This is a genomic window from Pseudoalteromonas sp. S558, assembly GCF_005886635.1.
GTDB lineage: Bacteria > Pseudomonadota > Gammaproteobacteria > Enterobacterales > Alteromonadaceae > Pseudoalteromonas > Pseudoalteromonas aliena.
Genome location: NZ_PNDU01000275.1, coordinates 1 through 9,130, shown reverse-complemented (window position 1 = coordinate 9,130; position 9,130 = coordinate 1). Strand labels below are relative to the sequence as shown.

Annotated in this window: 5 protein-coding genes and 1 pseudogene; 2 read left to right on the top strand and 4 right to left on the bottom strand. The window is 35.8% G+C overall.

Translation table 11 applies throughout. The annotated features are described in order from the left end of the window. Positions 1–344, bottom strand: a pseudogene (locus CWB66_RS16815) (AHH domain-containing protein); the annotation flags it as partial. 517 nt (positions 345–861) lie between these two features. Between CWB66_RS16815 and CWB66_RS16810 the strand changes: the two are divergent. Next, on the top strand, positions 862–1,419 hold the full coding sequence (locus CWB66_RS16810) for a TMEM165/GDT1 family protein (RefSeq protein ID WP_138586265.1): 558 nt from the start codon (positions 862–864) through the stop codon (positions 1,417–1,419). Between the two features lie 107 nt (positions 1,420–1,526). On the opposite strand, the gene CWB66_RS16805 is transcribed toward CWB66_RS16810, so the two are convergent. The 3 genes from CWB66_RS16805 to CWB66_RS16795 form a co-directional block, all read right to left on the bottom strand. Then, positions 1,527–2,051, bottom strand: coding sequence for a DUF6436 domain-containing protein (locus tag CWB66_RS16805; protein WP_138586264.1), 525 nt, complete (start codon positions 2,049–2,051; stop codon positions 1,527–1,529). Then, positions 2,035–3,501, bottom strand: coding sequence for a methyl-accepting chemotaxis protein (locus CWB66_RS16800; protein WP_138586263.1), 1,467 nt, complete (start codon positions 3,499–3,501; stop codon positions 2,035–2,037). The genes CWB66_RS16805 and CWB66_RS16800 overlap by 17 nt, the downstream gene beginning before the upstream one ends. A gap of 97 nt (positions 3,502–3,598) precedes the next feature. Then, the gene (locus CWB66_RS16795) at positions 3,599–4,153 is read right to left on the bottom strand and encodes an isochorismatase family protein (RefSeq protein WP_138586262.1); all 555 of its coding nucleotides are present in this window, start codon (positions 4,151–4,153) and stop codon (positions 3,599–3,601) included. 165 nt (positions 4,154–4,318) lie between these two features. Between CWB66_RS16795 and CWB66_RS16790 the strand changes: the two genes are divergently transcribed. Further along, positions 4,319–8,827: an EAL domain-containing protein gene (locus tag CWB66_RS16790; RefSeq protein WP_138586261.1), complete on the top strand. Its 4,509-nt coding sequence runs from the start codon at positions 4,319–4,321 to the stop codon at positions 8,825–8,827. Positions 8,828–9,130 lie beyond the last annotated feature (303 nt).

Below are 9,130 nucleotides of genomic sequence, written 5' to 3'. Positions count from 1 at the left end.
TCATGATATGAAGTCGGTTTTGGCTCGCCTGCCGCTCGTAAAAACTTAGCAAGTTTTTCCGTAGGATGATGTTCTTCTTCTGCTAGCTCCTTAACAGAACTCCCTTCACTTTCTGCGCGGTAAGACTCTAAGCTTTGCTGCGCGATAAGCAAGTGCTCTAAACGCTTGCGTTCTTTTTGTAAGTGGTCGTAATCTCTTTGCAGCTTTTCCTTAGATGCAGCAGATTTACGGCGCTTATCGTCGTAGTGTTTTTTGGCTAGTAATTCATAATTATAAATAGCCATTTCTAAAGGGCTGGGGTTACTTGGTCGATCAGGCATTGGGTAGTGCTGTAGTTGAATCATCCTTAAATTTTCCTTTTATTAGTGCGTAAAATAACAAATTGACTATTGAGGTGCAATTATAAACGTTACATACCTAATAACTGTAATCAGTTTATTGCTAACAATGAATGACACAGTGGTCAAATTTTCAGTTCAGGCAACACAATTTTAAGTGACTGGTCTTCGCTCTCTTCTGACTATTAACTAATTACCAAAAGCTGATTTTATTGTTCCTAAATAAATTAACTATGTGTAATTCTTAATGTTTACCGCGCAAATATTTTATGAAATAATGCATGCACCTTAAGGGAGTAGCCCGCTCAGTACGTCAATTTCACTAAACAAATAACTGGTTAATACACTAGTGTTTTAATAAATTGATAAACGAGTAAACTTATCAACATAATTGCACCTCACGTGCATGGTAAGTTTGTAATGTTGTAGCAATCATTATCGGCGAGACTTAGGTGAACACTATCCTCGAGGCGGGAGATGGTTGTTTGCCTTTGTTTAACACTCCCGCCTGAAAGTAGTTTTAATGGAAGTTTTTCTTACCTCAACCGTCACTGTTACCCTTGCTGAAATAGGCGATAAAACACAGTTTTTATCATTACTTCTCGCCGCTCGTTTTCATAATAAAATTGCACTTATTATAGGTATTTTAGCTGCAACAATTATTAACCATGCTTTGTCTGCGTGGTTAGGCGATTGGCTCAGCGGTAACTTTACAACTCACTACATGCCATTGATTGTCAATATCAGCTTTATTGTTGTAGGCTTTTGGCTGCTTATTCCAGATAAAGATGAAGAGGTAACTCAAAAATACGATCATTTTGGTGCGTTTTTAGTCGCTTTCGTCTTATTTTTTATTGCTGAAATTGGTGACAAAACACAAATAGCGACAATTTTGTTAGGTGCTCAATATCAATCTGTTTTTTGGGTAACACTGGGAACGACGGCTGGTATGTTAATAGCGAATATCCCTATTATTTATGCTGGCAACGCCTTGCTTCAAAAAATTCCACTAAGTAAAATACGTGTTATTGCAGCAAGTGTGTTTGTACTGTTGGGTATATATGGTTTGATAGCACTTTAAACTGCAAAAGGGTTTATTTTAATACGTGGGGTTTATTTTAATACGTGGGATTTCGTCTTATATGATCTAATAAAGTTTATTAGATCATATAAATACGCATAATCACTCTATACTTTATTAACGCAGTAACAGCCTTTTGTATCGGTAATTAAAAGTTTTGAGTTATATCCTGCAACTAAGTTGTTTATCACAGCTTCAACAAACCCACTACCTTGCGCGCATGCTAATCCTTCAGAAAGCGGTCCAACATAAACAAAGTCACCGCTTTTGTCGATAATAATCGCAGCGGGAGTTGCTGGCACAACAGCCTTAAGCTCTTGTGTAAGTTGCAGTTGAACTACATCCAATCCTTTAGTTTTGGCTAAGGTTGTAAGCGACGAAATGTGCGACTTAGCTTGCTTAAAACATCCACAACTTTGCTCTGTAATCAATATTAAGGATGCAACTTCTTTATTTTTCCATGTTAACTGCTGTTTAAAATTATTAAACCAGCTGTTTTTTATCAGCATTTGCGTGCTATCAAATGCTTTCAGTTGCCCTACCTGAAAGTAAATAAACCCAGCTACAACAAAAAACAACCATGTTACAATCACTGTAATAATTAAATAATTAGGTCTATTTGAACTTTGCAATACTTTGCTCTAAAACTTCAATACTGTCATCAATAAGCTGAACTTTAGCCGTCAACTGTTTCACTATACTTGAGTCTACATATTGGTTTTCAAGCATCTTATTGGTACTTTGAGCTATTTGCTCAGTGTTACCCGCCTGCTCTGCGACCACTTGCGCGACTGAATTTGCACTACTAGATACAGCTTTGATCTGCTCGCTCATCGCAGATATGTTTTCTTTCATCGCGGTGCTTATTTGAGTAAGATCAACAACGAAATCTACGCATTGGCCCATAGACTGCGTTGATGTTTTACTATTACTCACTAAATTTTTAAGTGTAAGACTAATTTTATCTGTCGTTGCCTTACTATTATTAGCAAGAGAACGTACCTCATCAGCAACGACCGCAAACCCTCTGCCGTGCTCTCCGGCTCTGGCCGCTTCTATCGCTGCGTTTAAAGCTAATAAGTTAGTTTGCTCTGCAATACCCGATATTTCATTAAGTAAACCTGAAATAACATCCCCCGCACTAACTAAATGGTTGATCTGCTCTTCTGTATGATTAAGGAGTTTTAACAATTCTCTGCTTTTACTGTCCGTTTGTAAAACATCGTCTAAAGCACCACTTGCTGCTTGTGTAATGTTATCAACCTGAAGCTTTAATGCTTCACTTTCTTGTTCAACTAGCTTGAAACCCTCAGCAACTTGAGCACCGGAATTTGCAATATCATCTGTTTGCTGTGTACGCTGTTGAGCCGCATCAGCCAATTGATCATGAACTTGAATAAGCTCTTGTGAATTAGTTTGTAAAGATCCTGACTGGGTTTGTACTTGCTTAATTACATCAGATAAATAATCTAATAATGTATTAAAGCCATTCACAGCTTCACTTTTTACATCATCAGCTCTTAGTGACAATTTAATGTGTTTAGGATCTAACATAATTTGCTCAGTTGCAAAACTCAGTGATGAACCAGCACGACGTTCTTGCTGCAATGTTTTAGCGATATAGCCTACAACAAGCACTTCAACTATTGCATAAAAAGCGTGTATAAGCACGGTAGAAAAAGCAAGCCTATCAGGATCAAATACATAAAAACCTGTATTTTGAGTCTGTAAATAATAAAAAGATAAGTGATGAACCGCCACAAATACGATGGCAGTGATAAATACCCGCCATTGTACAAAAACAATTAACATTGGCATTAAAATAAATATCTCAAAATGTACTTCGATTAAACCGTACGCTTGTTGTATATGCAGAAAAGAAAACATCATAATCGCTGCTGCAACTATGTGTGGTGTTATTTTGCTATTAGCTTGAGTATTTAAAAGCCAAATAGGCAGCAAACTCAGCGGTAAACCAATAATAAATGCTTGCGATAATGTCCCGAAATATAAACCAATCCCTATGGATTCGATAAATAGCAAACTAAAAATAATTGTAAATAATCGACTAACATTGGACATAAAAAGCCTTAAGATGTGTATTGTTTATTTTGTAACTCAGAATACTTGGCCATTTCGTACGTAATAAAACAAAAATAAGGGCATAACTCCCCGATATTTATTTAACTATAGGCAATATTTCTTTAAATGTAGGTGTTGCTGCATTTTTAGTCCATTGAAATATAATTGTTTCCGCGCACGAAATAATAGCACCGGCTTGTCGTAACTGATCAAGGGCTATGCGTACGTGCTCTTTATTTCGAGAACCGACAGCATCCGCAGCGATAATAACGTTAAAACCATTTTGCAATAAATCCAAGCATGTTTGTAATACACATACATGTGCTTCAGTGCCAATAACTATAATCTCTGAACGTGCGTAGCTTTGCAATGTTTCTAAAAAATGGGGCTCTTCACACGCACTAAAAAACGTTTTATTAATATATTCGGCCTTTGGTAATGCATTTTGTATTTGTTGATGTGTCTCCCCTAGTCCCTTTTTATACTGCTCAGTAATTAGGGTTGGCACATTATGAATCTGGCTTGCGTGTGATAACTGTAGTGCACAATTTAAAACGCCCGAAAAATTATCAATTACAGGCGCTAATCGAGCCTGCAGATCAATAACCAAGAATAAGCTTCGGGTTGCATCTACATTAAAAATTGTACTCATAGTGACCTCATAAAATTTTAAGTTATTGTCTTATATAAATTAGTTTAGCACCAAAAAGAATACTGTTTTAACTTAGCATCTGTTTTTGTAATTCAAAATAAAAAATACATGCTATATTTAGTACCTACCTATAACTCTAATCTATGTTAATGAGAGAATTTATTAGTGCGTTTGAATAAATGGCTTTTTATCCTCAATACAATTGCTTTAGTTTACTTTGGAAACGTTTTCGCATCGCAAAACTATGCTCAACAGTTACAACGCATTTCTACCGATGAAGGCTTATCGCAAAGCTATGTTACAAAGTCATTACAGGACAATTTAGGTTTTATATGGATTGCGACTACGCAGGGCTTAAATCGATTTGACGGTCATCAAGTTAATATCTTTGATGGGGGCGTTGGGTTAGAGCGTTACAACATAGCAAATTTATTTAAAACGCATGATGACAAAATTATTGTATCAACAGAGAGCTCTGGTGCTTATTTAATCGATCCTATTAACTTAAGCACTGTAAAAATTTATTCCCAAGTTGCCTCTGAAAAATCAAATTATATTCCGCCCATTTTAGCTGTAGAGCAAATTCAAGATATCTTTTATTTTGCGATACGTAATCAGGTTTACTCGTTTCGTATTAATAGTCAAACACTCACTTTAGAGGCTACCATCGATGATGAAACTAATCATATTCGCGCATTACGTGCGTACAAAAATGATTTATTCATAGGTGCAAACAAAGGACTGTATTTACAAAACTTGGCTAATAAACAACTAACTAAGCTTGAGCTACACGATCGCACGCAAAACACTCTCGATAATAATGATGTTAAATTTTTAAGTATCGACTCTCAATTAGGTCTACTCGTGGGCACTGTAGAGGGGCTCTATGCCGTAGCACTGGATGACAATACTCTTTTAAACACTTCAAATATATCCACAATTATTCCTGAGTATAATATTTGGGATTATAAAAAAACCCCCTACGGAGAGTTTATAGCCACAGAGCAAGGGCTATTCCAGTATCACCGAGACACAGGTAACACTGAATTTATTTTAAATTTTAGCGAAAGTAAGTTTAATATTACTGAAAATACAATTAATGATTTAATGGTTGATGCAACGGGTATGTTTTGGCTTGCATCACGTACGCAAGGTATTTTTACATGGGCTATTCAAACAAGGCGCTTCAACAAAACAAAATTACCTGCTAACAACGTTATTAATACAATTTATCAAGATAATGACGATTCAATTTGGTTTGGTACAGATAACGGCATCACCCACGCATCTGCTGATATGAAAACATCTGAACACTATTTAGAATCTGACGATAGTAAAGCCGTTTATGGAAAATTTTCAGTATTTGATATTATCCCAGCTCATTTAGAACCTGAATCTCAATATTTATGGCTAGTTCGCTACTACGACCTCATTTTATTTGATAAAAAAGCAAAGAAAATAGTTTCAAAACAAACGATAGATTTAGAACCAAATAACCCGATTGATTTTTACGGTTTTTCTGAAATTGCAAACGATACATTTGCATACTTCAGTAATGAAAACTTTTTTATCTATAACGGGAAAACAAAAAATGTACGGATAATTAAAGGGCTAAAAGAGCAAATTGACCCATTCGATGCATATACGTTTCTTCGCCCTTTGGATACCCACCCTGATGAATTACTGATCAGCACGTATACGCACCTATTTCGTTATAATGAAAAAACTCAAACACTTACAAGTATTTACGCAGCCCAAAATAGAAAAGGTAATACGCTCTACACCATTGATGATTGGCTCATTAATAACAAAATATTATGGCTTGCTACCAGCCAAGAAGGCCTCATTGGCTTGGATTCGACGAGTTATGAGAGAAAATATCATTTTGATATGAGCGATGGCTTAAAAACTGAGTCTATGTACTCTTTACAGCTAGATGAATACGGTTTCTTATGGATAAGCAGTCAAAATGGGCTCTATCGCCTCAATCCCCAAACTCAAGCCTTAACTGTTTACACTGTTAAGGATGGCCTTTCGGTTAATCAATTTAGTGTTATTGGCGCAAATAAATTAAATAATGGTAATTTAATTTTTGGCAGTAGTTATGGAGCAATCTCATTTGATGCCGCTGACTTTATCGAACAATCGCAACAAGCCTCCACTTTTAAAACGTTAATAACTGATATTACATTGCTATCAAGGCAAGTGAATTACCACCCAATGCAATACGCATCAACCCCATTATCACTGAACCATGACGACATTGGTCTTGAAATAAGCTTTTCAAATTTTGACTTTCAAAATGTCGATAAAACATATTATAAAGTATCTTTAACGGGCCCTACGTCGCTCAATTATGATAATTTGAAATCAAATAAAATCTTCTTTACTAAACTTCCCCCTGGCGACTACGTTTTAACCGTGTCTTCACATAGTACAAATAGCTCTAAAACAAACGAAAGTAGTACGCTACTGCTTAATGTTGCTTATGCACCTTGGCAGTCACCACTTGCATACACTATTTATACTTTAAGTATTATCAGCATTTTGTTTTTACTTTTTTGGCAATACCGTCATCGTAAAATTACAATTGAAAATGCACATCGCGCAACTATTCATTCTCAAAAACAAACCGAATTAGCACTGAGAAATAATAAAAGTGGTGTTTGGGATTACGATTTAAAAAGCGAAACAGTAAACACATTGCGAGGTAATGAATTAGGCTACACTAATTTACCTGAACGTATTGAATTGGCGTACTTTGTTGCCCTAATACATCCTGATGATCGTAGGAGAGTCGAAAGCCAATGGAATATGTTCATTCAAAAAAATGAACCGCTGCAAAACTGGCAAGCGACTTATAGATTACATCATAAAAATGGCCATTGGCTGTGGTACCAAGACATTGGCCAAATTATATATAGCCCTCTATCAAACGAACCTTTGTATGTATCTGGTATATATACAAATATTACCGAACAACGTGCCAATGAACAGCAAGCTAATGTTCTTGGTGAAGCATTTAGCCAAATAAATGACTGGTTACTTATTCTCGATACTCAGTTAATGCCATTTTCTGCTAACAATAGTCTTTTAGACGCGTTTTCAAGCAACTCAGCTAAGGCTGAGTTAGGCACTAAATTATTAATTAAAGCAATGGGCAAAGCAAAATGTAAAAAATTTGCAGCCAAGCTAAAATCGTTGAAACCAAAACAAAATTGGCATACAGATACTTACATTAAAACGAAAAAAAATAAAAACCACCCTATCCATCTTAGTGTCACAGCTGTTGCTAAAGAGGATAATAACGTTAGTTATTATGTGGTTGTTATTTCTGATCTGACGGAACAAAAACGAGCAGAAAACGAATTGCGCTATTTAGCAAACTACGATCCTTTAACTCGCTTGCCTAATCGCAGCTTAATGTACCAAAAAATAGAAATTGCTATAGAAAAAGCGCAACAGAGCGCTTCTCAGTGCGCTATTTTATTTATCGATCTAGATAAATTCAAACCTGTAAACGATTCTTTTGGCCACGCCGTGGGTGATAAACTACTGTGTAACATTGCTGAACGTGTAAGCGCGATATTAGGCGAGTACTCTACATTGGGCCGTCAAAGTGGGGATGAATTTTTAGTTTTAATAGAAAATACCAGCTCAGTAAAATCATTAAATCACATAGTAAAAGAAATAAGCGCAGAGCTTGCAAACAAAGTTATTATTGAAGATTTTTCTATTAATATATCTGCCAGCATAGGTGTTGCATTATATCCTTTCGATGCTGAAACAACCGATATATTAATTAGAAATGCTGATGTTGCAATGATGCATGCAAAACAAAATGGCAGAAACGGGTTCAAGTTTTTCAACGAAAAAATGAATGAAAAAATAAAACAAAAGTTAACTCTTGAAAATAACTTAAAAGATGCCGCCAAAGACAACTTGTTTTTTAACCATTATCAACCAATTGTCGATATTGAAGCAAAAGTAATTAACGGTGTTGAACTGCTCATGCGTTGGGAAAACGATGGACAGCTTATATCACCAGCTCAGTTTATCCCTATTGCGGAAGAAACCGGCTTGATAGAAATGCTCACTGAGCAAGCTTTAAAACGTGCCTTATCTGAATTAGCACCCATTCTATCCAGTAATCCGTTATTTTATATTTCTTTAAATTTATCGCCAAAGCATATTCTTAAAGAAAACATAGCCAAGCGTTTACTCTCAATCCTAAACGACAACCAGATAAGTCCGATGCAACTGCGCCTCGAGATCACCGAAAATACATTGTTGGATGATAAAGTTAAGGCTGCAAAACAGCTACAAAAGTTACAAGCGCTTGGATTCAAGTTGCTCCTTGATGACTTTGGGACAGGCTATTCTTCATTAACTTACTTGAGTCAATTTCCTATTAATGTGATTAAAATCGATCAAAGCTTTGTAAACAGCATTGGCATAGATAAAGGTGATGAATCTATCATTAAGAGTATATTTCAACTTGCTAACAACCTTGAGTTATCTTGTATCGCTGAAGGTGTTGAAACACGAGAGCAGATGGTATTTTTAACTAATATGGGATGCTATGCACAACAAGGTTATTATTTTGCTAAGCCGATGAAAGCTGAAAAGCTGTGTGAAAGTGGCTGTTTTAACAAAATAATTAACTTAATTTAGAGCCTATACCTGCGTATTGACTCATCAATGAAGATATTTATACCAATTTACTTAAATATAGAGGTGATTAAACCCGTTAAATGGTTCAAATACTGATGCCAATTGGTATTACTTAACCTGAATTCTAGTTAAGAGATTTACTAACATATTGAATTATAATGACATTTAAATTTATTTTCTCTAGCCAGAGATTTTTAGTGAAAACAAGGCGAATTTACGCGTCAATAGCTGGCCTACTGCAAGTAAATTCAACGCAGTTAGCGCTGAAAATAGCGGCTTGAGATAGATTTCTTATCAAGAGCT